Source organism: Psychrobacter sp. FME5 (assembly GCF_014861375.1).
Classification (GTDB): Bacteria; Pseudomonadota; Gammaproteobacteria; order Pseudomonadales; family Moraxellaceae; genus Psychrobacter.
This window is the reverse complement of record NZ_RRYX01000295.1, coordinates 1-315: the sequence shown is the minus strand read 5'-3', so window position 1 is coordinate 315 and position 315 is coordinate 1. Positions and strand designations below refer to the sequence as shown.

1 protein-coding gene is annotated in these 315 nt (G+C 44.4%); it reads left to right on the top strand.

The features are described from left to right. Positions 1-315: helix-turn-helix domain-containing protein (locus EI161_RS14750; protein WP_192530067.1), on the top strand; the 315-nt coding region annotated here is incomplete at both ends.

Below are 315 nucleotides of genomic sequence, written 5' to 3'. Positions count from 1 at the left end.
AAAGGGGCGAAACATAGTATTAAATTTATAGCTGATGCATTAGGCAGAAGTCCCAGCACCATATCAAGAGAGCTTAAGCGTAATAAAAGCCTGCGAGGTTACCGAGCTAATTATGCCGACAACGAAGCCTGTGCAAGACGATCAAACAACGCTTTCACTATCATCGCTGACGTATGGGATTGGGTTACAGACAAGCTTAAACAGAGCTGGAGTCCTGAACAAATAGCTGGGTTTCATGGTGGTATCAGCCATATGAGCATCTATCGCTATATCTGGAAAGACAAGAGCAAAGGTGGCACGTTATGGCACTGTCTT